This window comes from Streptomyces sp. AC558_RSS880 (genome assembly GCF_019049255.1).
Taxonomy (GTDB): Bacteria; Actinomycetota; Actinomycetes; order Streptomycetales; family Streptomycetaceae; genus Streptomyces.
The window spans coordinates 1-306 of the sequence record NZ_JAGMUJ010000196.1; the positions used below are offsets into that span (position 1 = coordinate 1).

Genomic DNA, 306 nt, shown 5'->3' on the forward strand with positions numbered 1-306 from the left:
ATCATCGCGATGACGGTGCCGACGATGTTGATGATCGACGTGGTGAACGAGTAGAAGAACGAGTCCGTCGGGTCGACGCCGACCGACTGCCACAGCGTGGAGGAGTAGTAGAAGGCGACGTTGATGCCGACGAACTGCTGGAACACCGACAGGCCGATGCCGATCCAGACGATCGGCTTGAAGAAGAAGCCGCCGCCGAGGAGGTCCCTGAAGCTGGACTTCTCCTCGCGGTGCATCGCCGACTCGATCTCGGTGACGCGGGCGTCCAGGTCGACGGTCCTGCCCTCGACCTCTTCGAGGATCCGC

General features: G+C 62.4%; 1 protein-coding gene. It reads right to left on the reverse strand.

The genetic code is table 11. The features are described 5' to 3' along the window. Nucleotides 1-306: MFS transporter (locus tag KUM38_RS40690; protein WP_217137188.1), on the reverse strand; the 306-nt coding region annotated here is incomplete at both ends.